Here is a 26,850-nt window from a genome sequence, read left to right as displayed (position 1 = left end):
TCCTTCCATTGTAACCATACAAATGTCAATGCAGAGTAGAGGGACATTATTTTCGACTTGGGAAAATGACATACGACAAACTAATAATGGCATCAATCACTAAAACAATGCCCCAGACTTTCATTATTTGCAGTAAGGGAGATGTATCGGTAGCTGTACCAGCAAATCGGCTCATTCCATATAAGCAACCAGCACCGATGGCAAATGCACTAATATGACGCACAAGCATTTTCATATCATATAGGCCTTTTGCCTTGCCAGTGAGCGGTATTTTTTTCGGCTTTTTGAAAAACCATTGCTGGAATTTTTCATCAGCCCAGGCAATCATGGTTTTCCCATATGCGATGGACACACCGATATAAATCGCCGCAATGCCATGAGAAGTGGAAGCAGGTGTCCCTCTTTTTAAATCAATGGTTGTCAGGATAATTAGCAGTAAATCAATAACAGGTGTTAACGCAAAGAAGAAAATGCTTAACTTTGGCATTTTCAATACATAACGACTAATTAGCCCTATGATAATGACAATCCAAAAGGCAATTTCCGCCGCTATAATCCAAGGTATCATAATGGGTTCCTCTCAATTCTAGTAAAGTAATAAATAGATTGATAAAAGTATGGAAAATATTTAGCGCATCCTTAAAATGGTGCCAAGTAGTTTAGGAGCTGTTAGATCTTTGTCAATCAGTCGAGATGGGCAACCGCGTCGAGAAGGTCTTCACGGACAGCCTCCCAAAATTGCTGCTGGACTGTATCACAATAGGTGTACAGCTCTTTCTGCTGAATATGCTCGTATAAGGCAGCAATTGTTTCCTTGTGAAAGTGTAGCCGATGGTTGAGTCCCTCACGTTCCTCCTCTATACAAAACATTTTATAAATATCAGCTAAACGCTCCAGCTTGGCTAATTTTTGTGTGATGCTATTATATTGTACTTGATGAAAGCGACCAACCGCAGAGGTCATTGAAATTTTTGCTCGATGTGCTGCCTGTAATGTTCGCAATTCCTCCTGGCGAATAGCAACACGATACCAAAATTCATAGCGTGAAGGCAATTCTCTTAAATCGTATGTAAGAAAAGATTTTAAGATTGTCTGCATTTGTTCGTATGTATCCATGACCTTCTCTGTTTCCTTAAAAATACCAAACATTCACACCACCCCCATGTCATTGTAATACTACAAAAATGATGAAAAATCCTTTAAATCACCGTTATTTTCATAGAAATAAGCCTTTTGAACAACATTCTACACTAGGATGCCAGTTGATAGGCGTAGTACTAAGAAGCTTTGTTATAAAAATATGGAAAAAAATGTAATAAAATCATACGTTATGGTGAAAAACTAAGAAAATGCAAAATAGCCATTTACAAAATAAAAATAAATGTGTTAACTTATTTGTTGTAATAAGTTAACTTAAATAGGGGGAGGTTAACCATGCATTTTTGGGTTGTAGGGACCGATACGGATGTTGGGAAAACGGTTGTCACAACATTATTAATGCGTCAACTGCAACAAGAGCATTTACAGGTTATACCATATAAGCCTGTGCAAACAGGGGAGATTTACGTAAATGGACATAGCTATTATGAGGATACCGCCATGTATCAAAAGTATTCCTTACAAAAATTAAAGGAAGCGCACTTAAATAGCTATTCCTTGAAGGCGGCGGCATCACCGCATTTTGCTGCACAGCTGGAGAGCCAGCAAATTGAGGTAGATAAGCTGTTACAGCATATCGAAGAACTCCAACAATCCTATGATGTTGTGATATGCGAGGGAGCTGGTGGACTTTTTGTACCCTTAGATAGTGAAAAGCAACTCACACTGCTCGATGTAATTGTACATAGTCAGTTACCCGTTGTCGTTGTAACAAGAACATCTCTTGGTACCATTAACCACACATTATTGACAATGGAGGCATTGCAAGCTCGACAAATTGAGGTGCTTGGTATGGCCTTTAATGGCTATACAGGGAGCAGGCTAGAGCAGGATAATATCAAAACTATTTTGACATATCATTCTATACCCTATGCCATCATTCCACCACTGCAGGAGCATACACAATTAGTAGCACATTCCATTAAAGCAACATCATTATTTGAAAGGCTTTATGTATATGAATCAACCATTCACTGATTTACAGACAAGAGATTTGCAGTATGTTTGGCATCCATGCTCACAGATGAAGGATTATGAAACATTTCCACCGATTGTTATTACAAAAGGGCAAGGTGTATGGCTTTATGATGAGCAAGGACAGCGTTATTTAGATGCTGTATCGTCTTGGTGGGTCAATCTTTTTGGACATGCCAATCCGCGCATTAGTCAGGCATTGAGTGAGCAGGCCTTTACATTGGAGCATACGATTTTTGCTAATTTTACACATGAGCCTGCCATTCGCTTAGCTGAAAAACTAGTAGCTTTAACACCGATAGGGCTACAGAAGGTGTTTTTTGCCGATAATGGCTCATCTGCAATTGAGGTAGCTTTAAAAATGAGCTTTCAATACCATATGCAAACAGGGAAATCAGCAAAGAAACGTTTTCTGGCGTTAACAGATGCCTATCATGGCGAAACAATTGGCGCTTTATCTGTAGGAGGTGTTGGACTTTACAATGATATATATCAGTCATTGCTATTAGATACAGTACGTGCCAAAGGTCCAGATTGCTTCCGTTGTCCATTCCAAAAAGAACCAGCAAGCTGTCATGCCCCGTGCAGTCAGTTTATAGAGGAGCAGCTAAAAGCGCACCATCAGGAAATTACGGCTGTGATTATTGAGCCGCTGATTCAAGCAGCAGCAGGCATGAAAATGTATCCTCCTGTCTACTTAAAACGTTTACGAGCATTATGCACGCAATATGATGTACATCTGATTGCGGATGAAATTGCAGTTGGGTTTGGGCGTACAGGTACATTATTTGCCTGTGAGCAGGCGGATATTACACCTGATTTTATGTGTTTATCAAAGGGCTTAACAGGTGGCTATTTACCATTATCTGTTGTGGTAACAACGAATGAAATTTATAGCGCTTTTTATGATGACTATGGCACAATGAAAGCATTTTTACATTCACATAGCTATTCAGGCAATACATTAGCCTGTCGTGTTGCCCTTGAAGTATTAACGATATTTGAAGAAGAGCCAGTAATTGAGATGATTCAACGCAAAGGGCAATGGATGCAAGCGCTAGCAATGACAGCCTTTAACGAGATGCCCTATGTGGGTGAATATCGACAAATGGGCTTGGTTGGGGCGATTGAGCTTGTGGCGAATCGTGCTACAAAGGAGCCGTTTGCAAGCGAGGCACGAATAGGCTATCAAATTTATCAGCATGCCTTAGCGAAGGGCTTATTATTACGTCCACTTGGCAATGTTTTGTATTTTATGCCACCTTATATTATTTCAGAAGAGGACATGCGTCTGATGATTGTTACTGCAAAAGAAGCCATCGAACAATTTTTCCAGGAGCGAGGGGAGTATATTGATTAAACGACAATCTACATTGGCACTTGTAATGATTGCGATGTTTGCGGCTTTAACAGCTATTGGCGCATTTATTAAAATTCCATTACCGGTCGTACCCTTTACATTACAAATTGTATTTGTATTTTTAGCGGGCTGTTTGCTTGGAAGCCGCAATGCTTTATCTAGTCAGCTTGTTTATATAGGGGTTGGCTTAGTGGGACTGCCTGTATTTACACAAGGGGGCGGCATCACCTATGTGTTACAGCCAACATTCGGCTATTTAATTGGCTTTGCGCTTGCTGCCTATTGTATTGGCTGGCTGATTGAAAGAGTACAGACACCTACGAAAAAGCATTTTATTGGGGCAACCATTGTAGGGCTTATCATTATTTATGCGGTAGCAGTGCCGTATTTATATATGGCCTTGAATTTTTGGTTAGATATGAAAACAAGCTGGTCACATGTGTTCGCTCTCGGCTTTTTAGGCAGTATTGTCGCTGATTTTTGCTTAGCTGTTACATCCGCGTTATTAGCGGAACGATTGTATAAAGTATTTCAATCAGCAAGAACATTGAAAATTTCACAGGTGGAAAGGGAGAAAATGATATGAATTATTTACAGTTAGCACAAGAGGTAATCGCTGGTAAGGTGATTAGCAATGAGGAGGCACTTGCTATTTTAAATAGTGAGGATAATGAGCTACTACAGCTAATGGATGGTGCTTTTGCTATTCGTCGGCATTATTTTGGCAAAAAGGTCAAGCTCAATATGATTATGAATGCGAAAAGCGGCTACTGTCCTGAGGATTGCGGCTATTGCTCCCAATCTTCTCGCTCAACTGCACCGATTGAAAAATATCCCTTTATTACTAAGGAGGAAATTTTAGCAGGTGCAAAGCAGGCATTTGACAATAAAATTGGGACCTATTGCATTGTGGCAAGTGGGCGTGGGCCAACACGTAAGGATGTTCATGTTGTGAGCGAGGCTGTGGCTGAAATTAAGGAGAAGTATGGCTTAAAGGTTTGTGCCTGCCTTGGCTTATTGAAAGAGGAGCAAGCACAGCAATTAAAGGAAGCAGGCGTGGATCGCTACAATCATAACTTAAATACATCGGAGCGCCATCATTCATTTATTACAACCTCCCATACATATGAGGATCGTGTGAATACTGTTGAAATTGTGAAAAAGCATGGCATTTCCCCTTGCTCAGGTGCAATTATTGGGATGAAGGAAACGAAGGAGGATGTTATCCATATTGCACGTGCGCTTTATCAGGTGGATGCAGATTCGATACCAGTGAATTTTTTAAATGCCATTGACGGTACAAAGCTGGAGGGAACAAAGGACTTAAATCCACGCTATTGCTTAAAGGTGCTGGCACTATTCCGTTATATCAATCCTACAAAGGAAATTCGGATTGCTGGTGGCCGTGAAATTAATCTTGGCACACTACAGCCACTCGGTCTTTACGCAGCCAATAGTATTTTTGTAGGAGATTACTTAACAACGACAGGGCAAGAGGAGAATAGTGATTATCGTATGTTAGAGGACTTAGGCTTTGACATTGAATTAACAGAGAAGCAAGAGGAAGTGTTTTGCTAGGAAATTGGACAGTGGGCGGATAGAAAGCTAAATGTGATGGATAGAACTTGAAAACTGATGGATAACGCATCAAAAGCCTAGGCTCACTCAATATAAATTGAAAACCTAGGCTTTGTGTTGTTATGCCATATTTAATGAGCAACAATCGAAAAAGCACTATACATTAAGAGAAGAGCCATAATAATGTTAAATGGTTGCTGATATTGCCGTAGTATTTTTTGAAACACTGAGCCGCATAACGCCCAGCTAAATGTACTTATTCCCCCTACTAGCGCTAACAATAAGGCGAACAGTAAATAACTAAGGTAGGATGAGTAGTACGGAAGGATATAAGTGGCAACAACTGTAATACCAAATAAAATACCTTTTGGATTGATAAATTGTACGACTGCCCCTGCCAAAAATAAATTTCGTTTTTCTTTCTCATCACTGTGAGCCTTTTGTTCCTTGCTTGTTAAAATTTTATACGCTAAGTACAGCATATAGCCTACACCAAAAATGGTTAAGGGGTATTTAATAGCAGGCAGGATGTTTAACATAACCGTGTTAAAAAAGCTACTTAAACCAATAATCATGAAAAAGCCAATCCCTACGCCTAAACAGAATGGCAACGTTTTTGATAAGCCATATTGTTTGGCAAAAACCATAGCCATAAAATTGTTAGGGCCAGGCGTAAAGCTTGTAATAATAATAAATAATAAAAAGGGAAATACAGGCAAACAAAACACCTCTTTCAATTAGTATGCTATAATGTCTGAAATAGACACTATAACGCCTATCGCTTTATTATACAAAATGTGCGTTATATTGTACATAGTAGGAGGGCTTGTGTATGGAAGAAATTCATCTAGTATTTGCTCGGAATTTAAAGGCAATTCGAGAAAGAGAGAAATTAAGCTTAGAGAAGGTTTCACAGCTTAGTGGTGTGAGTAAAACGATGATTGGTCAAATTGAAAGAGGTGAGTCGAGTCCAACATTGACAACGATTTGGAAAATTGCCAATGGATTAAAGGTTTCATTTACAGAGCTTATTCATCAGCCACAACCAGAAACGGAGGTTATGTTAGGTGAGCATATTCAAGCATTGATGGAGGATGATGGCCGCTATATTGTCTACCCCCATTTTCCGTTTCAAAAGGATGGTCGTTTTGAAATTTATACAATAGAAATTAAGCAACATGGAATGCTAAACGCTGAGGCACATAAAGAAGGGACAGAGGAATATATAACCGTTTTTGAGGGTGAGGTAATCATTCGTGTACAAAATAAAGATTATCCATTAACAAAAGGTGATGCCATACGATTTAAGGCTGATCGCCCACACACATATATCAATCCAAGTAGTACAGTAACCCGGCTCAGTATGACCATTTACTATCCCCATTAAAAAGCCGTATAAGCGCTGTAAAAAGCGTTTATACGGCCTTTTTTTATAAAATACTTGCTAAACGTTGAATGCCTTCACGGATAACTTCAGGTGTGGCATTTGTATAGTTAAGACGCATTGTATTGACATTTGTTTTATTGGTATAGAATGGATCACCTGGGACGAAGGCAACCTTTTGCTCCATTGCCTTAGCGAATACATCAAGAGCTGATGTGCCGTCCTTCATCGTTGCCCAAATAAACATACCTCCCTCAGGTCGTGTATATTCTACATGTGCAGGGAAGAACTCCTGCATCGCATCCAGCATGGCATATGCCTGATTTTTGTAAAGGGCAATAATTTTTTGTACATGCGCCATATAATCATTATTCGCTAAGTAATCATAGATAATGTATTGTGAGAAAATATTTGTATGCAGATCAGAGGCTTGCTTCGCTGTTTCAACATGCTGTAACAGCTCTTTATTTTTCGTAATCATAAAGCCAAGTCGCATACCAGGCGTCACTGTTTTAGAGAAAGAGCCTAGTAAAATACTATTTTCTAATTTTCCAGCACCGATATAAGGCAGTGTTTCGCCCTCGAATCGTAGCTCCCCATATGGATCATCCTCGATTAAAGCAACATCGTATTTGGCTACGATTTCACAAATTTGCTGACGTTTTTCCTCTGAGTATGTAAGACCTGTAGGATTTTGGAAATTTGGTACAGTATAAAGGATTTTAACATTTGGCTGTTGCAGCGCTTTTTCTAACTCCTCTAAATTAAGCCCATCATGTTCAAGCGTAACACCGTGGAAAGTTGGCTCACATAATGTAAAAGCTTGAATAGCCCCTAAATAGCCTGGCTCCTCGATGACAATGCCATCCCCCTTATTAATCAGCACCTTGCTAATCAATTCCAATGCCTGCTGCGAGCCTGTTGTGATTAATACATCGTCAGCATGTACGTCCAGACCATGTACACGTTGATATTTGGCAGCAATGTATTCACGCAACGGTGCATAGCCCTGTGTAGAAGAATACTGGAACAAGCGGCTACCGTTTGTTGTAATCGCATGATCTACAGATGCTTTTAGTGCATCCACTGGGAAAGAAATTGGGTTTGGAAGCCCACCTGCAAAGGAAATGACATCCTCTGCCTCTGTTACTTTCAAAATATTTCGAATAAATGAGGATGGTGTTTTTAGGATTCTTTCTGAGTATTGCATAATGATCATTCCCTTTTTCTGATTTTTTAAAATTATATCATTGTCATCGTGTGCATACAATATTATCATTGTATGCAAGACAATTAAAGATTGTATGCACATCAAACAAGAAGGAGCTTACCATATGCCGATTAATTCATTTGCTGAATACCCAATGAGCTGGCAGCCTGATATTCGTGATAGCTCAGCACCATTATATATAGCAATTGCCCAACAGCTTGAGCAGGATATCAAGGATGGCAAGCTGCTACCCGGAACAAAACTACCTCCGCAACGTGAATTGGCTGATTTTTTAGATGTCAATTTAAGTACTATTACACGAGCCTTTAAGCTATGTGGACAAAAGGGATTAATTTATGCCTCAATTGGTAGTGGTACATTTGTGTCAACGGATGCAGCGAGCAATAAAATACTATTACCAGCAAATCATACAACACCTATGATTGAAATGGGCTCTGTGCTGCCTGATAATTTTGCTAATGAGGATATTACACGCTTTATGAAGAAAATGTTAAATGAGCCTAATGTAAGCAAGCTCTTTCAATATGGACGTCCCGAGAGCAATGCTTGGCAGCAGGAGGCGGTGATGAAGCTCTTTGAATGGATTCATTTCCAACCAAATCAGCCAATTTTACTTGGGGCAGGCGGACAAAATGCCATTGTGGGGACACTGGCAGCATTATTTCAGCCAGGCGACCGCATTGGCACAGACCCGATCACCTATGCAGGCATTAAAACGGCTGCCAATATGCTTGGTATTCAGCTTGTTGCTATCCAGCAAAGCCAAGGTGAAATGACAAGGGAGGGGCTATTGTATGCATGTAAAAATGAGCATATCAAGGGCATCTATGTGATTCCTGATTTTCATAATCCAACAACCCATACCATGTCTGTGGCGACAAGACAAATGATTGCAGAGGTAGCAAGGCAGAAGGATTTAATTGTGATTGAGGATGCTATTTATAGCTTTTTAAAGGAGCAGGCACTTGCACCAATTGCCTCCTATGCACCAGAAAGAGTCATTTATATTGCAAGTTTATCAAAAACGATTTCGCCAGGCTTACGCTTGTCCTTTATTGTGACACCACCAGTCTATCGTAAAAAAATTATGGAAACCCTTTATAATATTAATATTTCGGTTTCTCCGCTTATGCTTGAGCTTGCAGCAAGAATGATTCATGAAGGGGTGGCACAAACGATTTTAGAGAAACACCGTACCTATACAAAGCAGCAAAATGCGCTCGTCAATCAATATCTAGGAGAATATCATATTTTAGGTGATGAGGAATGTATTTTTAGATGGTTACTATTGCCTGAGCAATTTACAGGTGTGCAATTTGAATTACTGGCTGCTAAGGCAGGTGTACAGGTATATGCAGCAGAGCGCTTTGCTGTTGGCAATACCAAGCCTGTCAATGCCGTTCGCTTAGCGATTACCGCGCCCGAGCATCAGCTTGAGCAAGCATTGATAATCTTAAAGGATATACTTGAAAGCAATGGGGATTATGTGTTTGTTGATTAATAGCAGACCAGCGTATAATAAAAATATAGAAGAAAAGAGGTGAAGCAAATGGCTCATAAAGGGCGCGTTATTTTTCATGTGGATATGAATAGTTTTTATGCCTCTGTGGAGCAGGCACATAATCCTAGTTTAAAGGGTAAGCCACTTGCAATAGCAGGTAATCCAAAGGAGCGGCGTGGCATTTTAGTTACCTGCTCATATGAAGCAAGAGCGCTTGGGATTTATACCACAATGACCGTTCATGAGGCACTGCGTAAATGCCCTGAGCTGTTGCTATTGCCACCTGATTTTCCAAAGTATCGTGCTGCCTCGAAAGAAATATTCACCATTCTTCGGAGCTATACAGATTTAGTAGAGCCTGTGTCAATTGATGAGGGCTATATGGATGTGACGGCATTAAGCAAGGAAAGACATGCACTCAATATTGCCCAGGAAATACAGCAGCGTATTTTAACAGAGCTTGATTTACCTTGCTCCATAGGAATTGCTCCCAATAAATTTTTAGCGAAAACAGCTTCTGATCGCAAGAAGCCGATGGGCATTACCATTTTGCGTATACGTGATATGGAACAGCTGCTGTGGCCAGATGAAGTGGTGAAAATGCATGGTATTGGTGCAAGCACAGCGAAAAAATTAAATGCACATGGTATATTTACAATTGGTGATTTAGCGAAAACAGATGAGTATACTATCAAGCAAATACTGGGAAAAAATGGTGTGCGCCTTCGTGCAAGAGCGAATGGTATGGATGACCGTGCAGTAGACCCAGAGGCGATTTTTGATACAAAAAGTGTTGGCAATTCAACAACATTACCTGAAGATCTCATCGATATTCGGACATTGCATAAAACGATTGAAGGGCTATGTAAAAAAGTGGCAGAACGACTGGATGCGAAGCGTTTAGCAGGCTCTACTGTGAGTATTCAAATACGGGATACGAATTGGCATAATCATACACGCTCAAAAACAGTGTCTAATGTGCTTTATCGCTTTGAGGATATTTTTCCTATTGCTTGTGCATTATTTGATAAGCATTGGGATGAAACGCCTGTTAGATTACTTGGTGTTACCGTTTCCAATGTTGTTGATCGCAAAGATTATTCACAGCAATTATCCATTTTTAATTTTCAAGAGCATGTCAAGGATGAGCCAATTTTAAAAATTGTGGATGAAATAGAGGAGCGCTTTGGTAAGGGTATGATTCAGCGAGGCGTCGATCTTGGAAAACGTTCATCCTATCAATCTCAAACAAGCTTTAGTAAAGATTTTTTAGATGATCATCACTAAAAGGGAGATGAGGAGTTTATGCAATATAGGGAATATGGCAATAGCAGCAAGCCATTGATGATGTTTATTCATGGAGGTGGAGTGGGAGGATGGATGTGGGACGAGCAAGTGCAGCATTTTTCCAACTATCACTGTATTGTACCAGAGCTTTTATCAGTATCTCCATTTTCCATTGAGCATTGTGCCAACAAGATTTTACAGTTAATTGAAGAAAAGGCAAATGGCAAAACGGTTATTGTAATTGGCTTTTCATTAGGTGCGCAAATTGCTATTCAAATGCTTAGTATAAAGCCGGATGTCAGTGATTTTACGATAATTAATAGTGCTCTTGTGATTCCTTCACCTACTATGACAGGGCTTATGCAACCATTGATTCGACTAACATTTCCACTTGTTAAAAAGAAAACATTTGCTAAGCTGCAAGCGAAAACCTTATATATTGATGACCATTATTTTGAACGCTATTATCATGAGAGCTCTACAATGCATATAGAGGTATTGCTGCAAATCCTCCAAGAGAATATGTCGTTTTCTATTCCGCCCAATTTTCATAAAGCACAGGGGAAAATTTTAATTACGGTTGGCGAGAAAGAAAAAAGCGTTATGAAAAAATCTGCCAAAGCACTGCTTCAACATCATCCCAATTGTTATGGTGTGCTATTGGGGAATATTGGTCATGGTGTGTCGCTAGCGAAGCCTGCCTTTTTCAATGATTTTGTTGAACATTGGATTAAGGATGGGCAATTACCTAAGGAGACGGTGATTTAATCGGTAAAACGCCACGATTAGTACATATCATGGCGTTCAGGATAATGAGGATATAAATTTTTATGCTGTAGCATCCAATCTTTCATTTCCACAATCATAGCTTTATAGCTAGGCACAACAAAGGAGAAATCATGTCTTGTATTGATTAATGTTTTATCGACATGGACAAGCGGATCAGGAAGAATGTTGATGGTATTGTTTCTAAAATATTGATTTAATAACTGCAAAAGGTCATATTTTGAGATAGTCGTCGTATTGACTAAGTGATAGAGTCCTGTTAAACCTTCTTGGGCAGCCTGTTCAATCGCTTTAGCTAGGGTTAGCGTGGTGACACCCGTCCAGCGCACACCTGTATAGCCATAAATGGACCCATGTTGCTGCATAAACCAATTGAACAGTCCAATGCCATCCTTTTGTAGGTCAGGGCCAATAATAGAGTTGCGGAATGTTAAATGCTTGTTGTCATCAATTTCCCCTAAGCCCTTTGTACGATCATAAAAGGTTTCACCGTCCCGTCTACTTTTTTCATGATAGGGGGCAGCTTTCCCTGAAAAGACGCAATCGGTACTAAGATGAATCAGCCTTGTTTGACGATCTTTTAGATGAGCAGCAATGGCATGGGGTAAATAGCTATTTAAAAAAATACTTTTATCAGGATATTGATCGCAGGCATTGTTTAACATACCAATACAATTAATGACAATATCAACATCCGTAGTTGTTAAAAGTGTTTGTAAAAATTGGGGATTTGTAATATCACCAACAATATTGTTGCCGTAGGGAAAGGCTGTTCTGGAGTAGGTGGTGACATGATGCCCTTGCTCAGATAAATACATAGCAATCATATGACCAGCCATGCCCGTAGCGCCAAGCACTAAAAATTTCATGGTTTTCTTCCCTTCCAGTGAAGGAGCTCTTGTTGAATAAGTGGCAGCTTTATTAATTTTTCTTTTAGCTCCGCGATGCTTAATAGTTGCGTATTATTAGAATTATATTCATCTGTTAACGATATTTTAGGAGAGCCTTCATCAAGGTATTTGCCATAATGTAAATCTCGATTATCTGCGGGAATTCGATAAAAATTACCTACATCAATCGCTTTTGCGGCTTCCTCCTTTGTACATAATACTTCATACATTTTTTCCCCATGCCGTGTGCCAATAATTTGAATCGCATTAGGCGCCTGAAAAATTTCGAGTAAAGCTTGTGCTAAATCTTGCACGGTAGCGGCAGGAGATTTTTGTACCATAATATCGCCATGTTGGGCATGGGTAAAGGCATATAAAACCAATTCGACTGCTTCCTCGAGACTCATGATAAAGCGTGTCATTTGAGGGTCTGTAATGGTTAAGGGCTGACCAGCTTTGATTTGTTCGATAAACAACGGAATAACAGAGCCACGTGAAGCCATCACATTGCCGTATCTTGTGCCACAAATTAAGGTTTGCTTAGGGTCCACCATTCTTGATTTTGCAATAAATGTTTTTTCCATCATTGCTTTGGAGATCCCCATAGCATTTACAGGATAGGCAGCCTTATCAGTAGAGAGACAAATAATTTTTTGAACGCCAGCCTGAATAGCGGCTGTTAAGACATTTTCTGTTCCTAAAATATTTGTTTTAACGGCTTCCAAAGGGAAGAACTCACAGGAGGGAACTTGCTTTAGGGCTGCCGCATGGAATACAAAATCGACCTGGTACATAGCATGGTGAATGCTTTCTATATCACGCACATCGCCAATATAAAACTTTATCTTAGGATGCTGGTAAAGCTTTCGCATATCATCTTGCTTCTTTTCATCTCTCGAGAAGATTCGAATTTCCTTGATAGCGGTATTTAAAAATCGTTGTAGGACCGCATTACCAAAAGAGCCAGTACCGCCAGTAATCAGTAAAATTTTATCTGTAAACATCGTATGATGGATGACACCTCCCACATGCATGATTCAATTATTTCAACCCTCTTTGATGTAAATCGCATTCTGAGTTTTCTCTTGGATAGTTGTACCAATAAGCAAATTCGTTTGTATATTTACAGGTTGGATTTTTATCCATCAGGGCACGATTAAAATCCCAATCCCCAGCAATATCCTTACGTATTGTAAATGTAGCGTCCCCGATAAAGCTTCTGCGAATAATTTTAAATTGCCCAGGCAATGAGTAGCGATTTGATTCATCTTTAATAAATGCATAGCCGTTTTTAATAATCATATTATAGTAGTAAATATCAAACTCACCATCTACCTGTGCTACTACATTGCGAATAGCAGGTAAATAGTGGTCGTCACTATCAATAATTGCTATATAATCACCTGTCGCCTCTGCAATGCATCGATTATAAGCAACACTCGCGCCTAAATTGGTTGGATGGACAATGATTTTTAAAGCTGTACAATTTTTCTGATAGTCTTGTAAAAGGGCTAATGTATTGTCTGTAGAGCCATCATCCACCACAATAATTTCATAGGCATATTCTTTTGGAATACTATCTAGCATGGTGACAATCCATTGCTCGCTATTAAATGCAGGTGATAAAAAACTAATCTTCATGTGATCCCTCCATTCCTAATAGATTCGTAGCATTTTTCTAGTTCATATTGGCAGAGTAGATTCTTTATTACAGTATGCATGGCTGATGTGCTCTTGTAGGCAATGGCTTGTTTGCGTAAGCTTTTAAGAGAGCTATTTACGAGAAAGTGTGGATGTAGAGGAATAAAAAATGCTAGGTTATACACATTTAACAGCTGTGATCATACACTAGTAGAACGCTTTTTAGAAAGAGGGAGACAATGTCAAAAAGGATTGCCTTTATTTGTAGTGTAGAATCCTATAAGCTTTCCGATGCACATATTTTTAAAGATCTTTGCCTTGTACCGATTTTATTGGGAGAGCATTTAGGGTATGATGTAAGCATTCTCACAGCGGAAATCAATGAAGCCCTTCTTCAACAAACCTTTCCTGCTGTAAAGTTTGAGCGGATACCATTTGAAGGTGACTATATCGCTAATATGAACACTTATTTAGCAGGGCATGCGAAGGATATTGATGTTGTCTTTGCTATAGGTCCCTATCCATCTTATTTACCAATTTTAAAAGCTTATAAGCACCATCATCCTCAAGGGAAAATTTATATGAAGCTAGATGTGAATCGTTATTGGCTTGAACGTTTAAAAACCTATCCTTATTTTTTAGAGCTGTTGCAACTCTGTGATGTTCTTTCTTCTGAATGTGTAGCCATTCAAACGGCTATTCAAGAATTTTCGCAATTAACGATTCAGCATATCCCAAATGGCTTTTATGAGCATTTTCCAACAGCCCCTGTATTGTTTAGCGAGAAAGAAAATCGAATAGTGATGGTAGGTCGTTTAGATGCACCAGAGAAGCAAACATTATTGGCGGTCAAAGCATTTCTAGCAGCACAGCTTACCGATTGGGAGCTGCGTTTAGTTGGACCAATGTCTGAGTCATTTTATCAGGAGCTTATGGCATTACTGGATGGTCATCCATTTGCTGCTCAGGTGATCATCGTAGGGTCAATTCAAGATAAGGTGCAATTGGAGGAAGAATATCGAAAGGCTAAAATTTTTTGCTTAACATCCTTAGTAGAATGCTATGCCCATGTATTTGCAGAGGCTGCTAAAAATGGCTGTTATATTGTAGCAACAGATGTGGATGGGGTTATGGATATTACCCAGCAGCAGCGCTTTGGAACGATTCATCCAAAGCATGATTGGCACAGCATTAGTAAGACATTTCAGCATGTAACACAGCAGGAGGCATTGCTAGCTACTACCTGTGAGCAGCTACAAGCCTTTGCACGTCAAACCTTAAATTGGCGTGATATTGTCACAAAGATTGCTCGTTACTTAGTGTAAATATTTTCTTGTTTTTAGGGGGTTTCCTTTTCTTTATCCACTTATTTTCTATATAATCGATATTAGATCTAACAATCATGGGTAGACATAAGGGGAGAAATGAATGAAGATATTTCAAGCAACAATGAATGAACTAGAGGAATTAACGGTGCTATTTGATGAATATCGCCAGTTTTATGGGATCGAGTCAGATACCAGCAATGCTAAGGCATTTTTACAATTACGCTTGGCTTTAAAAGAGTCAGTGATTTTTATAGCGGTCAAGGATGGCAAGGCGGTTGGCTTTACACAATTATATCCAACGTTTTCCTCGATCGCCTTACAGCGTGCTTATATTTTAAATGATATGTATGTGATAGACGATGTGAGAGGTGAGGGGGTCGGTACGGCATTGATGGAGAAGGTGTTTCAATATTGTGAGCAGCAATATGCCCGCTATGTAACATTGCAAACAGCCGCGGATAATATTAATGCACGAAGACTGTACGAAAAGCTACATATGCAGCAAGATGAATTTTGTAATTATGTGAAATATTTTGACTAACTAGCAGTCGTAAGCATCTTTTCTTAGTGGGAAGATGCTTTTTTATGTTGGGCAGCTATAAGCATAAAAATATCCCTAGGCCTTGTAGTAAGCCTAGGGAATAGATGATTTATTGGATTTCTAGTGTATATGGCTGTGTACTTGCCTTGCCATAAGCTTCGCTAACCTCGATATAGTATGTGCCTGCATCCAGCTCAACGGTACCGATTTCTGCATCTTCAGCCCCATATAAATCTAAGGTTGAGACTGTTTTACCATTTGCATTGATGATACGAATTACACCGTCCAATGCTTTTTCGGTTTGAAGGGAGAAGAACACCTCACGTTTTTGGTCATTTGTAAATTCAAAGTAATCCTTATCCCCAAACGGAATCCCTGTATTGAAATAGTGAGAGGCAACCCATTTACCCTCTTTTTTCGTAAGCGCAAGTGGCTTTGTTGGTATACCATTCACTAAGGTAGAATCTGCATCCTCATCCACTCGACGATGATCAAATAATGTTAATGCATATGGCTGAACCGATACTTGACCAAAGTTTATGCTGCTGACCAGGATAAAATAGCCTCGATCCTTTTTCGCCTGAAACGATGTATTGACGTCTGCTGCTCCCATCACACCAAGCAGCAATTCAAGAATATTTTCACCAATGCCAAATGGCACCTCTGTCGCCAATTCCTTTGGATCGATTTTCATATTGCCATTTGTATCTTCAATAATAGATCCTGCAAATTTTAGATCTTGCTGAAGTTCTTTTGGTAATTGCTTCAATTCTTCATCTGTAAAAGGAATAGTGGAAAGCAGTAGACTCATCACTTCATCATTACCCTGTTGCTTATAGTAGTAATAATCGATGTCATCTTGATAAATTAGATGATCTTTATAGGTTGTACCTAATTGAAGTGGCTGAGCTTTGCCTTCCTTCTGATTATCTGGATTATAAGTTGCTGGAATATCACCGATTTTACGTGTTTTTAATGTATAAGGATCAACGGAGCGTTCCCCCATATTCATAACTGCGACTACATAGGTTTTATCCTTTTTCAGTGGTACGACCTTTGCATCATCTTCATTATTGGTTGCTCCTGACAGTAATGCAAGGATGTTTAGACTATCTGTGAGGGAAGCGACAGGTAATAATTCTTTGGCTTCCTCATCATATTCAAAGATTGTGCCAGATGGCATTTGACCTGTGCCTTTGTTAAATCGGAAGCTATAAAGGGCATCCCCAGGTGATTTCAATAAAAAGTAATCTTCATCATAATCTGATTGGAAGTAGGCTGTTTGATCCTCCCCAATATTAAAGCGAAGTGCTTTTTCCATAATTGGCTCAACATCTTCCAATTTTTCTCCACTAAAGGCATTTGTCAGCATACTTAGCATGGTATCCATGTCATCACGCTTTTTGATGGCACTTGGTGCAATGGATGATGGCTCCTCGATCGCAGGTTCTTCTAATGAGATACCATCTGCTGGTAGATCATCCTCATCCTTTGGCAGCGTCACAGCAGTAGCTTTTAATGTGTAAGGAAGAATGGATTCACTTACCTTTTCTTCTTTTTCAACACCGCCACTAAAGAACATTCCCATCGAAAAATCCATACTATTGTCATTGGATACACGCAAGACATATTCTTGCTCAGGCATAGCATCAACAATGAGGCTGATATTTTCACCTTTCGCTGTGCCGTAGGCCATTTGCATTGGATAAGCTTCCATTTCGTCTTCATCTTCCTGTGCTGGCTCAGACTCTTTAGCTGGTAGCTCCTGTACGCCTGCTGGTTGTGTAAGCTCCTCGGCTTGTGGTGGCATAAAGTCTTCTTTTAAATAAAGCTCCATTGATGTAGTTACGCCAGGAATTCCTGATAAATCAAATTTTAATGTTGTTGGTTTTTTAACAGAAAACGTAAAGTAGTCCCGATCTTTTTGCTGATCTGTCGAAAGCAGGGTATAGTCTTTACCTGCTGTACTAAATGGGAATTTTTTAATTTCTTCCATATTCGTTTGATCTAGGGCATCCACTGGTAGATCTTTGGTAGTTTGAGCGGTAAAGGTATAGGTTGATTTACCCTTTAGACTATAGCTGCCATTATGATCTTTGACACCGATTAATAGCGTACCCTCTTGCTCAGCTTTAAATAGATAGCCTTCCTTTTTGCCTATGCGCACATCATTAACATGGATAGGCTCAACCTCACCAAAATGACTAGTGGGATAGAAGTATAGATCAAAGGCATAATCATATTTATCTGCACCTTTTAATGTGAACTGTGCATATTCCTCAGCCTCTAAATCGACCTTGTACCATTTCTTTTCATCAGGCTGTTCAAACACACCCTGTTCCGTATTCACTGTATTTTTAGTCAATACTTTGGCATTTGTAAGACGTTCTTCCACTGTTTCTGAATAATGCTTAGGCAACTTCTGAAGATCGAATTGTAGGGCTTTAATAGGATCAACAAGCCCATGCCCATACGTAAGATCATAGCCTTTCTCACCTAAATCTTGTGCAGACATTTCAAGAATGGCTTCTATTTCATAGGGCTTTAAATGTGGATATTTTGATTTAAGCAAGGATGCAATTCCTGCCACAACAGGTGATGCCATGGATGTACCACTAAATTTAATAAAGGACGATCCCTTTTTCGTGTCATAAACGGTACTATATACATCTTCACCTGGTGCCACAATATCAACAGATGGCCCATAATTGGAATAGCTGGATAGCTTATTTTTGTTATTTGTTGAGCCAACACTAATGACACCTTCAAAGGAAGCAGGGAAGGAGTATTCATCTGTCGCCTCATTGCCTGCAGCAGCTACAATGGTAATGCCGCTATCAATCGCTTTTTGGACAGCCTCTTGCATAAGTGGAGACTCTCCATAGCCGCCAAGGCTCATATTAATAATATCAGCGCCTTGTTCAATGGCGTATAGAATACCTTGTGCGATTGTGAAATCATCGGCGCCCTCCTTGCCATTAAATACATCAATGGGTAGAAGCTTAGCTTTTGGATGAATGCCATGTCCGCCAATACCATTATCTTTTGCAGCAGCAATAATTCCTGCTACATGTGTACCATGATCGGCTGTATAAGTTGTATTAGCTGGTGCGGCTGCGTTATAGGGCGGTAGTACTTGAGCTTTTAAATCGGGATGCTTAAAGTCCACGCCCGAATCAATCACAGCCACCGTTACTTCATGATCACCTGCTAATTTAAGTGCCCTATCTATTTGTAGCAGGCTTAAATGATACATTTCTTCTTTCTTGGGATCGGTGTCCGTGGCAAATGTATGGTATATATAGCTAGGGGATACGCTTGTAATGCCATCCTGCTGTAAATAGTAAGAGACAGCTTTTTCAAGCGAGACGTCCTTGTTTAACTGAATAACATCATATCCTAATGAAGGAATGGAGCGGAGGACCTTAGCACCAATTTTTTTATGTACATTTTGATCAAGCCCTACATGCTTAATAACAATTGTATTTTTGCTGATCCATTTTTCGCTATTCTGTGAATTTTGTCCTGTTCGTGTTTGATTACTTGCAAGCATAAGTTGTTCAAGCTTGCCATTCTTTGTAGCAGGCTGTGGGGTCTCCGCAAAGGCAGAGACAGCAGGGACCATTAGTGCAGCAGATGCTACCACAGTGACGGATTTCTTCAACCAATTTCTCAATAACTTTCTCTCCTTCATATGTTAAGTTTGGCCTCCCAATAAACATAAATTTTCAAACCCTTACTTCCGTTCTATTCTAAAGATAGAAGAGTTTTTGCTATCTTCTTACTTAGATGGAAATCATAGTTCTTATTTTTGCCTATTGAACGCCTTGACTATATTTATACGATTAACTAATAGAAAAGTTTCGTAAATGAGGAAAAATTTTCACTGCTGCTTAAATTAGCCCCTGGTCAAACTGTTTAAAGCTGTTGAATAAGTCTGTGTAAATCATCCCTAGAACGAGGTATTGGCTCCTTGCTCGTTAAGATCTTTTTTTCTTGTAATAGCATGGCCATCGCAAAGACCCATGGGCGTTCAAGATGGGCACGTTTTAATAGTTCTTCGTTATAGAATAGAGTGATGGGATCACCATTATAAATGATTGACCCTGCCTCCATCACAATAATTTGCTCTGCCCATTCATAGGCGAGTTGAATATCATGTGTTGCTAATAGAATGGTTCTTTCCCCATCCTCTAATTTTGCTAGGTATTGTAAAACTTGTGTAGCATAATAATGATCCAGACCTGCTGTTGGTTCATCTAATAAGAGAACAGATGGCTCCATTGCTAAAACACCAGCCATCGCCACACGTTTTTTTTGTCCAACACTTAAGAAATGAATCGGCTTATCTAGTAAATTCTCTACCTCTGTTTGTGCAACCGCCCAGGCGATCTTTTCCTCAATTTTTTCAGTAGACCAGCCCAAATTAAGCGGTCCATACGCTATATCTTGCTTGACTGTGCCTGAAAAAAGCTGGTGGTCTGCATCTTGAAAGACAATACCAACCTGTTGACGAAGGGTCTTTAAAGCTTTGCTGCTGTACTGAAGCTTGTTACCCTGAAAAGAAATAGTGCCTGTAGTAGGCTTTAATATCCCGTTAAGATGCTGAAATAATGTTGATTTTCCTGCACCGTTATGTCCAAGGATCGCAATTTTTTTCCCCCTTGGAATTTGCAATGAAATATCTGTGAGCGCTGTTGTGCCATCTGCGTAAATATGGGACAGATGATGAAGTTCAAAATAATAGGCTGTCATGCGAAAAAACCTCCATATACGATAAAGAGTAGAAAAATAAGTGCCATGCCTAGCCAATTTTTCTTGTTATAAGAGCTTGCTTTCTGCCAATAGACAGCCTCGCCACCACGTGACTGCATCGCATTGTTAAGCGCTCGACTCCGCTGAAACATCTCCACAAATAATGCTGCTATCAGCATGGATAGTGAACGTAGCCATTGGATAGGTGAATAATAGCCGAGACGTGCTTGCTGGGCGAGGTAAATTTTTTGCATACTAGCTAAAAAAAGAAAAATAAAACGATAGGTTAGCTCTACTAATTCAACTAATAACACTGGAAATCGCCATTGTCGTAAAACATAGCAAATTCCTTGAACTGAGGTTGTTAGGATTAAAAAATATAAGCAACTGATACTACCAAGCACAATAAAAAATAATTGCTGTGCTGCTGTCATACTGGCCTGCCCAATAAAAATCGTCCAATTGCTAAAGGTGAAAGACCAAATGTGAGGAGGTAGCACATGTGTAGATGGTGCAATTGAGATTAAAATGGATACAAGACTAGTGAATAAAAAAAAGGCTGGTAATAGCAATAGTTTTACATAATAGCTTAATGGGATTTTTGCGCCGAAAATGATAAAAGCACTCATTACAAAAAATGTAATGAGTGAAAGCTGTTCATCTCTTAAAATTAGGGATAATAACAATAGTCCTAAGGAAAAGATCATTTTTTCTAGTGGATGAACGTGCGCTAGTTTATTAAGGTAAGCATACTTATCGATTAATAGCATCGTATTTAGCCTTCTTTATGCTTGCCGCGCATATAGCCGATAAAGTAGCCAATAAAGCCTGCGCCAATCGCAGCCTGTAGTACAAATAGTAAGCTTTCAATTTCACCACTAGGCGGCTCCCATAAACTTTCAAACCATGGTTCATAATCCTTATTAATTTCGCCAATGGCTGCTTCGGCCTCACCATCAGCACCACCGAACTCTGCACCCTTTTGAATAAACAGGGGGATAATGGCTAACAGGACAACAATGGCTAATAGTAATAAAGTACGTTTCATCTTAGTGTGCCTCCTTTGCTGAGAAAACACGTAATGCCTTTAATTCGCTAATATTATATTTTTTCAAGAAGTTCATCACAATTACTGTTAAAATCCCCTCACTAATGGCTAATGGAATTTGTGTTAAAGCAAAAATACCTGCGAATTTTGTGAAGGATGCGGCGAAGCCACCCACCTCAGAAGGGAAGGCAAGTGCTAGCTGTACAGAAGTCACAACATATGTGCCTAAGTCGCCAAGCATGGCAGCGAAGAACACAGCTAATGAAAACGACAAACCTATTTTTTGTGCCCCTTTAAAGACAAAATACACGATAAAAGGACCTACGATCGCCATTGAAAAGGCATTTGCTCCTAACGTTGTAAGGCCCCCATGTGCTAAAAGTAAGGATTGGAATAATAAAACAACCGTTCCAATTACACTCATTGCCAATGGACCAAATAACACTGTACCAAGCCCAACACCTGTAGGATGCGAGCAGCTCCCTGTAACAGACGGGATTTTTAAGGCAGATAGGACAAATGCAAAGGCTCCTGAAAGACCTAATATCATTTTTGTTTCAGGGTTTGCTTCGACTGTTTTTCGAATGGAGCGCAATCCTAGTACAATAAAGGGAATAGAGATAACCCACCAAAAAATCGCCCATTCAATTGGTAAAAAACCTTCCATGATATGCATGGCAAAAGCTTGTTTTGGCACCATTAAATATGCCACTAAAAAATAACTAAATTTCCACCAAGAAAGCTTCAATATTTTTCCTCCTCATTCTGAATAAATTGTAAAAATATTACGTGCGGAGAAATTCTTCTTTGCGTATTTAGACTTTCGCATGAGTCCATAAGCATCCTGTTGCTCGCTAAACAGGCTATTTGGCCACGTCCATACAAAAAGCACTTCTCCGCTACAGGAAAAGTGCATACTAAGAGAGCAAAAACATGCGTATCTGCTAAGTTGCACACCTATCCTCGTAGGCTGAAACGGTCACGTATTTTTCGGCAGGTCTCCTGGCTCTAGTTCACTATTTTATAGGCCTTCCCATCCGTTGGACAGTGGCATTTTCTATAAAACTCCCTATTACAGTGGCGGGACCGCGTCGGACTTACACCGACTTCCCTTTTAAGTAAAATAACAAGCATTTTACACCGAAAAAAATATAGAATTGTGAGATTTCACGACAAATTGTAACATGCATTTCCATAAATATGCTATACTTTTTATAAAATTTTTTTGAATTGGGCGTCAATGTCGAAAATTCTGATAACCAAAACTGATAAATTTATCACAAATTGTTAAAGAAATATTGAAATTTTAAAATAATAAGCTATGATAGAGACAGTTTTCTATTCATGGATAACGATAATAATTTCATATAAAAACATCAATAAGTGCTCAAATTTTCGAGATAATAGGGAAATTGGTGAAAATCCAATACAGCCCCCGCTACTGTAATAGCTGATGAAATCACAAAGCCACTTGTGCAAACTGGGAAGGCGTGAAAGTAAGATGAAGCTTAAGTCAGGAAACCTGCTTAATTGATTGTGCATGCAAACTTTTCGGAGGGAGAAGTTGGAGCAAGAGCGGGTACCAGCATTTTATTCGTTTTTATTAAGCTTCTATAAAACCTTTACTCTCAAGCGAAGAGTAAAGGTTTTTTCTTTTCCAAAAAAGCAAATGAAGGGAGCGATTAGATGACAACATGGAATTTAGAGGGGATGCAAACACATCTCTTTATTTGCAACGGCAGTAGCTGTATGAAAAAGGATGCGGAGGATATTACACAAGCCATTCGAGATGAAATACAGCGGCAGGCACTTGATCAAGAAATACATACGACAAGAACACGCTGTAATGGACGGTGTAAGGATGCTTGCGTTGTCATTGCCTATCCGCAGGGCAATTGGTATCGTGTGCCATCAACAGAGCATGCGAGAGCACTTGTACAAGACTTACATCATGAATCTTTACACAAGGAGCATGTCTTTACATTGCGTGAAGGTACATTACAGCGTACAGCACAAACAACGGCTATTAAAGGGATCGAAAAGGTGAAAGAGAGGTAGCAAAATGGCACAAAAAGGGAAAATTTTCGTAGTGGGCTTTGGACCTGGAGATTTTAAGCATATTACGACACGTGCTGTAGAGGCATTGCAACAAAGTGATATGATTATTGGCTACAAAACCTATGTAGAGCTTATTCAAGATTTAGTCAATGCCAAATCAATTGTTAGTACGGGTATGACAGAGGAGGTTTCACGTGCACAGGAAGCCGTGCGTCAAGCAGAGGCTGGCAGTATTGTTTCTGTAATTTCCAGTGGAGATGCGGGCGTCTACGGGATGGCTGGCTTAGTGTATGAAGTGTTAATTGAGCTGGGCTGGACAGAGGCAACGGGCATTGAAGTTGAAATTGTTCCAGGTATTTCAGCGATTAATTCATGTGCTAGTTTACTAGGAGCCCCGATTATGCATGATGCTTGTACTATCAGCTTAAGCGACCATTTAACACCTTGGAACTTAATTGCCAAGCGTGTAGAGGCAGCAGCGATGGCGGATTTTGTCATTGCGCTCTACAATCCTAAAAGTGGTCGTCGTACAAGACAAATTGTGGAGGCACAGCGCATTCTTTTAGAATACCGTTCACCTGATACACCTGTTGGACTTGTGAAAAGTGCCTATCGTGAGCGTCAAGAAGTTACGATGACAACATTAGCCGAAATGCTAGAGCACGATATTGGTATGCTTACAACGGTGATTATTGGGAATTCATCGACATTTTTCTATGATAATAAAATGATTACACCACGTGGCTATCAACGAAAATATACACTTGGTGAAGAGAAGCAGCCATTACGTCCACATCAACGCTTACGCGAGGAAAACGAGCCATGGGCAATGAATCAGGAGACAGGAGAGGCTCGTGGTGACTTTGCGGCAGACCCCAATGCAGGGCGCAATCATAAACCCAGTGTAGCCGCTACGCCAAAGCCGAAAAACACAGCATTGGAAATGGCTACAGCGGCGCTTGCAATGGTTAAAGGAACAAGTGCAGTACAGGTAACACCCAAGCTTGTACAGCAAAAAATTGAATCTATTTTTGAGCTAGCCGTCAGCCCAGGGGTTGCCAATAAATTTTTCACACCACAGCAAATGACGACATTAGCAGAGGTCGTTGGCGAGCATGGTACGATGGAATATACACCTGAGCATCAAATTCATTTGAAAATCCCAACAACTGAGCCAAATCGCATTACTGAAAGGCTACAGGCAGTAGGCTTTTTATTAGCGCCTATCGGTGATGTTGCCACACTAAAGGCTTGCGATTTTTGCTATGGCGAAAAGGCAGATTCGATTCCCTATGCAGAAGAAATTCAGGAAAAGCTAGGAGGCATGTCCTTGCCGAAAACATTAAATATTGGTTTTAATGGCTGTGGTATGGCCTGTTATCGTGCCGTGTTTGATGATATCGGCATTGTGTATCGCAAAAGCAAGTTTGATGTTTTTATAGGGGCAAAGCCAGTGGGTCGTACAGCCCATGCAGCACAGCCTGTTGTAGAAGGATTGGAGCCCGACCAGCTAGTGCCATTGCTTACGGATATTATTGAAGAATACAAAGCGAATGCTCATCCAAATGAGCGCCTATTCAAATATTTTAAACGTGTGAAAAAGATACTGCATTTTACCTATCAAGATATGTCTTCCAAAATAAAAGTAGAGCCCGCTCCATGTGGCGAGTAGTGAGGAGTAATAGAGATGAAAGCAATTTTATTTGTCGGCCATGGTAGCCGTTTAGCAGCAGGAAATGAGGAGGTACGCACATTTATTGAGGAAATGACACCGCGTATTGACCCCCAATTTTTAGTGGAAACCTGTTTTCTTGAATTTGCCTCGCCAAATATTGAAGAGGGCATTACAAACTGTGTGAAGAAGGGAGCAACAGAGGTTCATGTTATCCCAATTATTTTACTCCATGCAGGTCACTCTAAGCTTCATATTCCAGCAGAAATTGAGCATGCACGTGAACATTATCCAAACATCACCTTCACGTATGGACAAACAATCGGTATTCATGAGGAGATATTTGGTATTTTACAGGATCGTCTAGCAGACATTGGGTTTAATACAGAAGAGCAGCAGCAGGATACTGCGATTTTATTAATTGCACGTGGTGGCAGTGATCCAGAGGCAAATGGTGATTTTTATAAAATAACACGTCTCTTATGGGAAAAGCTACCTGTGAAATATGTGGAAAGCGCTTTTATGGGGGTAACAGATCCACTTGTTGAAGAAGGAATGGAGCGCTGTGTCAAATTAGGTGCTAAAAAGATTATTATGCTACCGTACTTTTTATTCACAGGCATTTTAATGGAACGTATGAATGGCATGTGTGAAAAGTTCAATAAGCAATATCCAGATTGTGCTATTCAAATTGCTGATTATTTTGGCTACCATGAACGTCTGCAAAATGTGTTATTAGAGCGTATTGAACAGGCAGTGAATGGTACATCAACAGGCATGCAAGATTTAGAGAATTACCGTGCTTATGCGGCAGTACATGGACATGCACATCACCACCACCATCATGACCATGACCATCATCACGACCATGATCATATAGAGGAGTCTGTAAAATGATTTTTATGTTAGCAGGAACGAGTGATGCCAGAAACCTCGCCCTCAACTTGCAGCAGGCAGGTTATCAGGTCACAGCTACGGTCGTTACCGAATCAGCGGCTGCTAGTCTTGCTGACGCTGGCTTGCCGCATTTAATCGGTCGACTGACAGCTGACGAAATGGCAGCGATTATGACAGAGCAGGGCTATCAATTAGTAGTAGATGCCTCCCATCCCTTTGCGGAGGAGGCCTCTAAAAATGCGATGGCTGCTGCTGAGCAGGCACAAATTCCCTATATTCGCTATGAGCGCGCGCACGAGCATTATGCCCATCCATTGATTACCGTTGTGAAGGATTACGAGGAGGCAGCCCAGCTAGCGGCACAAAAGCGTGGGGTTATTATGCTGACAACAGGCAGTAAAACACTTGCGACCTTTACAAAGGTGTTACAAGGTTTAGAAAATACACGAGTGATTGCACGTATGCTTCCGCGACTGGACAATATGGAAAAATGTGAGGCACTTGGCGTGGCACAGCGAGATATTGTAGCGATACAGGGTCCATTTACAAAGGAGTTAAATGAAGCGCTATTTCGTCAATATGGCGTCACATTAATGATTACCAAGGAAAGCGGTAAAGTTGGCTCAGTGGATGAGAAGCTAGAGGCAGCGCTTGCTTGTGATATTGAAACGATTTTAATTGCAAGACCAAATATTCAATATGGCCAACAATATTCAACCTTTGAAGACGTTTTACAGGCTGTACAAAAAACACTTTAGGA

26 protein-coding genes and 2 riboswitches are annotated in these 26,850 nt (G+C 40.0%); of the genes, 14 read left to right on the top strand and 12 right to left on the bottom strand.

All coding sequences use genetic code 11. The features are described from left to right. Nucleotides 1–46: 46 nt before the first annotated feature. Nucleotides 47–568: a hypothetical protein gene (locus MHB44_RS13355; RefSeq protein WP_341299564.1), complete on the bottom strand. Its 522-nt coding sequence runs from the start codon at nt 566–568 to the stop codon at nt 47–49. A gap of 116 nt (nt 569–684) precedes the next feature. Further along, the gene (locus MHB44_RS13350) at nt 685–1,149 is read right to left on the bottom strand and encodes a hypothetical protein (protein WP_341299563.1); all 465 of its coding nucleotides are present in this window, start codon (nt 1,147–1,149) and stop codon (nt 685–687) included. A 285-nt stretch (nt 1,150–1,434) separates the two neighbouring features. On the opposite strand from MHB44_RS13350, the gene bioD reads away from it, so the two are divergent. From bioD to bioB, 4 genes are read left to right on the top strand one after another with little or no spacing between them, the layout of a single operon-like run. Beyond that, complete coding sequence (gene bioD / locus MHB44_RS13345) at nt 1,435–2,136, top strand: dethiobiotin synthase (protein ID WP_341299562.1); 702 nt, start codon at nt 1,435–1,437, stop codon at nt 2,134–2,136. Next, the gene (gene bioA / locus MHB44_RS13340; RefSeq protein WP_341299561.1) at nt 2,117–3,493 is read left to right on the top strand and encodes an adenosylmethionine--8-amino-7-oxononanoate transaminase; all 1,377 of its coding nucleotides are present in this window, start codon (nt 2,117–2,119) and stop codon (nt 3,491–3,493) included. The genes bioD and bioA overlap by 20 nt, the downstream gene beginning before the upstream one ends. Beyond that, complete coding sequence (locus MHB44_RS13335; protein ID WP_341299560.1) at nt 3,486–4,079, top strand: biotin transporter BioY; 594 nt, start codon at nt 3,486–3,488, stop codon at nt 4,077–4,079. Before bioA ends, MHB44_RS13335 begins: the two co-directional genes overlap by 8 nt. Then, nucleotides 4,076–5,071 carry a biotin synthase BioB gene (gene bioB, locus MHB44_RS13330; protein ID WP_341299559.1) on the top strand — a complete coding sequence of 332 codons (996 nt, stop codon included), beginning with the start codon at nt 4,076–4,078 and terminating at the stop codon, nt 5,069–5,071. The genes MHB44_RS13335 and bioB overlap by 4 nt, the downstream gene beginning before the upstream one ends. 131 nt (nt 5,072–5,202) lie before the next feature. On the opposite strand, the gene MHB44_RS13325 is transcribed toward bioB, so the two are convergent. Continuing rightward, on the bottom strand, nt 5,203–5,790 hold the full coding sequence (locus MHB44_RS13325; RefSeq protein WP_341299558.1) for a LysE family transporter: 588 nt from the start codon (nt 5,788–5,790) through the stop codon (nt 5,203–5,205). 113 nt (nt 5,791–5,903) lie between these two features. Here MHB44_RS13325 and MHB44_RS13320 point away from each other — a divergent pair, with 113 nt between their 5' ends. Continuing rightward, a complete protein-coding gene (locus tag MHB44_RS13320; RefSeq protein WP_341299557.1) occupies nt 5,904–6,458 on the top strand; it encodes a helix-turn-helix domain-containing protein in 555 nt (184 codons plus the stop codon). A gap of 43 nt (nt 6,459–6,501) precedes the next feature. Here the strand turns inward: MHB44_RS13320 and MHB44_RS13315 are convergent, their stop codons facing one another. Then, nucleotides 6,502–7,665, bottom strand: a complete 1,164-nt coding sequence (locus tag MHB44_RS13315) for a PLP-dependent aminotransferase family protein (RefSeq protein WP_341299556.1) — start codon at nt 7,663–7,665, stop codon at nt 6,502–6,504. Nucleotides 7,666–7,789: 124 nt separating this feature from the next. Between MHB44_RS13315 and MHB44_RS13310 the strand changes: the two genes are divergently transcribed. The 3 genes from MHB44_RS13310 to MHB44_RS13300 are packed head-to-tail and all read left to right on the top strand — an operon-like array spanning nt 7,790 to nt 11,242. Next, complete coding sequence (locus MHB44_RS13310; RefSeq protein WP_341299555.1) at nt 7,790–9,187, top strand: PLP-dependent aminotransferase family protein; 1,398 nt, start codon at nt 7,790–7,792, stop codon at nt 9,185–9,187. Nucleotides 9,188–9,235: 48 nt separating this feature from the next. Continuing rightward, complete coding sequence (locus MHB44_RS13305; protein WP_341299554.1) at nt 9,236–10,474, top strand: DNA polymerase IV; 1,239 nt, start codon at nt 9,236–9,238, stop codon at nt 10,472–10,474. An 18-nt stretch (nt 10,475–10,492) separates the two neighbouring features. Further along, entirely contained in the window at nt 10,493–11,242 is a 750-nt protein-coding gene (locus MHB44_RS13300; protein ID WP_341299553.1) for an alpha/beta hydrolase, read from the top strand. A 17-nt stretch (nt 11,243–11,259) separates the two neighbouring features. Here MHB44_RS13300 and MHB44_RS13295 read toward each other — a convergent pair whose 3' ends face one another. The 3 genes from MHB44_RS13295 to MHB44_RS13285 are packed head-to-tail and all read right to left on the bottom strand — an operon-like array spanning nt 11,260 to nt 13,791. Continuing rightward, entirely contained in the window at nt 11,260–12,129 is an 870-nt protein-coding gene (locus MHB44_RS13295) for an SDR family oxidoreductase (RefSeq protein ID WP_341299552.1), read from the bottom strand. Beyond that, a complete protein-coding gene (locus tag MHB44_RS13290; RefSeq protein ID WP_341302974.1) occupies nt 12,126–13,154 on the bottom strand; it encodes a polysaccharide biosynthesis protein in 1,029 nt (342 codons plus the stop codon). Before MHB44_RS13290 ends, MHB44_RS13295 begins: the two co-directional genes overlap by 4 nt. Nucleotides 13,155–13,191: 37 nt before the next feature. Then, entirely contained in the window at nt 13,192–13,791 is a 600-nt protein-coding gene (locus MHB44_RS13285) for a glycosyltransferase family 2 protein (RefSeq protein ID WP_341299551.1), read from the bottom strand. A gap of 239 nt (nt 13,792–14,030) precedes the next feature. On the opposite strand from MHB44_RS13285, the gene MHB44_RS13280 reads away from it, so the two are divergent. Beyond that, entirely contained in the window at nt 14,031–15,116 is a 1,086-nt protein-coding gene (locus MHB44_RS13280) for a glycosyltransferase family 4 protein (protein WP_341299550.1), read from the top strand. A 103-nt stretch (nt 15,117–15,219) separates the two neighbouring features. Beyond that, the gene (locus MHB44_RS13275; protein WP_341299549.1) at nt 15,220–15,660 is read left to right on the top strand and encodes a GNAT family N-acetyltransferase; all 441 of its coding nucleotides are present in this window, start codon (nt 15,220–15,222) and stop codon (nt 15,658–15,660) included. Nucleotides 15,661–15,769: 109 nt separating this feature from the next. On the opposite strand, the gene MHB44_RS13270 is transcribed toward MHB44_RS13275, so the two are convergent. The 5 genes from MHB44_RS13270 to MHB44_RS13250 all read right to left on the bottom strand — a co-directional run bounded on the left by MHB44_RS13270 (nt 15,770) and on the right by MHB44_RS13250 (nt 22,211). Further along, entirely contained in the window at nt 15,770–19,336 is a 3,567-nt protein-coding gene (locus MHB44_RS13270) for a S8 family serine peptidase (protein ID WP_341299548.1), read from the bottom strand. Between the two features lie 242 nt (nt 19,337–19,578). Next, nucleotides 19,579–20,415: an ATP-binding cassette domain-containing protein gene (locus MHB44_RS13265; protein WP_341299547.1), complete on the bottom strand. Its 837-nt coding sequence runs from the start codon at nt 20,413–20,415 to the stop codon at nt 19,579–19,581. Further along, on the bottom strand, nt 20,412–21,185 hold the full coding sequence (gene cbiQ / locus MHB44_RS13260; RefSeq protein WP_341299546.1) for a cobalt ECF transporter T component CbiQ: 774 nt from the start codon (nt 21,183–21,185) through the stop codon (nt 20,412–20,414). Before cbiQ ends, MHB44_RS13265 begins: the two co-directional genes overlap by 4 nt. A 5-nt stretch (nt 21,186–21,190) precedes the next feature. Further along, complete coding sequence (locus MHB44_RS13255) at nt 21,191–21,463, bottom strand: energy-coupling factor ABC transporter substrate-binding protein (RefSeq protein WP_053994522.1); 273 nt, start codon at nt 21,461–21,463, stop codon at nt 21,191–21,193. A 1-nt stretch (nt 21,464) separates the two neighbouring features. Beyond that, nucleotides 21,465–22,211 carry an energy-coupling factor ABC transporter permease gene (locus tag MHB44_RS13250; protein ID WP_341299545.1) on the bottom strand — a complete coding sequence of 249 codons (747 nt, stop codon included), beginning with the start codon at nt 22,209–22,211 and terminating at the stop codon, nt 21,465–21,467. 226 nt (nt 22,212–22,437) lie between these two features. Continuing rightward, a riboswitch (cobalamin riboswitch) is annotated at nt 22,438–22,623 on the bottom strand. 204 nt (nt 22,624–22,827) lie between these two features. Beyond that, nucleotides 22,828–23,008, top strand: a riboswitch (cobalamin riboswitch). A 141-nt stretch (nt 23,009–23,149) separates the two neighbouring features. On the opposite strand from MHB44_RS13250, the gene MHB44_RS13245 reads away from it, so the two are divergent. From MHB44_RS13245 to cobK, 4 genes are read left to right on the top strand one after another with little or no spacing between them, the layout of a single operon-like run. Beyond that, nucleotides 23,150–23,521 carry a (2Fe-2S) ferredoxin domain-containing protein gene (locus MHB44_RS13245; protein ID WP_341299544.1) on the top strand — a complete coding sequence of 124 codons (372 nt, stop codon included), beginning with the start codon at nt 23,150–23,152 and terminating at the stop codon, nt 23,519–23,521. A 4-nt stretch (nt 23,522–23,525) separates the two neighbouring features. Continuing rightward, nucleotides 23,526–25,193 carry a precorrin-3B C(17)-methyltransferase gene (gene cobJ / locus MHB44_RS13240; RefSeq protein WP_341299543.1) on the top strand — a complete coding sequence of 556 codons (1,668 nt, stop codon included), beginning with the start codon at nt 23,526–23,528 and terminating at the stop codon, nt 25,191–25,193. A gap of 15 nt (nt 25,194–25,208) precedes the next feature. Continuing rightward, nucleotides 25,209–26,090 carry a sirohydrochlorin chelatase gene (locus MHB44_RS13235; protein ID WP_341299542.1) on the top strand — a complete coding sequence of 294 codons (882 nt, stop codon included), beginning with the start codon at nt 25,209–25,211 and terminating at the stop codon, nt 26,088–26,090. Beyond that, a complete protein-coding gene (gene cobK / locus MHB44_RS13230) occupies nt 26,087–26,848 on the top strand; it encodes a precorrin-6A reductase (RefSeq protein WP_341299541.1) in 762 nt (253 codons plus the stop codon). Before MHB44_RS13235 ends, cobK begins: the two co-directional genes overlap by 4 nt. Nucleotides 26,849–26,850 lie beyond the last annotated feature (2 nt).

Origin of the sequence: Lysinibacillus sp. FSL H8-0500, from assembly GCF_038051955.1 — a bacterium.
GTDB classification, from domain to species: Bacteria; Bacillota; Bacilli; order Bacillales_A; family Planococcaceae; genus Lysinibacillus; species Lysinibacillus macroides.
Note: the sequence above shows the minus strand (reverse complement) of the source record. Positions and strands in the feature narration are given on the sequence as shown.